Origin of the sequence: Streptomyces sp. SID14478, assembly GCF_010548525.1 — a bacterium.
GTDB lineage: Bacteria > Actinomycetota > Actinomycetes > Streptomycetales > Streptomycetaceae > Streptomyces.
Genome location: NZ_JAAGMG010001452.1, coordinates 1 through 970 on the forward strand (window position 1 = coordinate 1; position 970 = coordinate 970).

Genomic DNA, 970 nt, shown 5'->3' on the forward strand with positions numbered 1-970 from the left:
CGCCAGGGCGACCCCAAGGGCCTGGGCCACGCGGTGCTGTGCGCGGCCCCGCACGTGGGCGACGAGCCGTTCGCGGTGCTGCTCGGTGACGACCTGATCGACCCGCGCGACCCGCTGCTCGCGCGGATGGTCGAGGTCCAGGAGCAGCACGGCGGCAGCGTGATCGCGCTGATGGAGGTCGAGGCCTCGCAGATCCACCTGTACGGCTGCGCCGCGGTGCGCACCACCGCGGATGGTGACGTGGTGCGGGTGACCGATCTGGTGGAGAAGCCGGAACCGGCCGACGCCCCCTCGAACTACGCGATCATCGGCCGGTACGTGCTGGACCCGGCGGTCTTCGACATACTGCGCAAGACCCAGCCGGGCCGCGGCGGCGAGATCCAGCTCACCGACGCCCTGCAGCAGCTCGCCGCCGACGAGAGCGTGGGCGGCCCGGTGCACGGCGTCGTCTTCAAGGGCCGCCGCTATGACACCGGTGATCGGGGAGACTATCTGCGTGCCATTGTCACACTCGCGTGCGAACGTGAGGACCTGGGCCCGGACTTCCGCACCTGGCTCCGCAGTTACGTCACCAAGGAGATGTAGCACTTTGAGCAGCGCGACCACCTCGTCCGCCACCGGCCAGCAGCTGTGGTCGGTGGACGAGCACCTTGAGGACATCCTCAGCACCGTCCACCCGCTCGACCCCATCGAGCTGCAACTCCTCGACGCGCAGGGCTGTGTGCTCGTCGAGGACGTGACGGTGCCGGTCTCGCTGCCCCCGTTCGACAACAGCTCGATGGACGGGTACGCGGTGCGTGTCGCCGATGTCGCGGGCGCGAGCGAGGAGTTCCCCGCCGTGCTCACGGTGATCGGCGACGTCGCGGCGGGCCAGGCCGAGCAGCCCACCGTCGGCCCCGGCCAGGCCGCCCGCATCATGACCGGCGCCCCGCTGCCGCCCGGCGCCGAGGCCGTCGTCCCCGTGGAGTGG

The 970-nt window shown here is 71.2% G+C and carries 1 protein-coding gene and 1 pseudogene; both read left to right on the forward strand.

The genetic code is table 11. The features are described 5' to 3' along the window. The coding region (locus G3I40_RS45370; RefSeq protein ID WP_164560614.1) for a UTP--glucose-1-phosphate uridylyltransferase at positions 1–585 on the forward strand (585 nt) is incomplete at its 5' end. Between the two features lie 4 nt (positions 586–589). Beyond that, positions 590–970: pseudogene (locus tag G3I40_RS45375) on the forward strand (molybdopterin molybdenumtransferase MoeA); the annotation flags it as partial.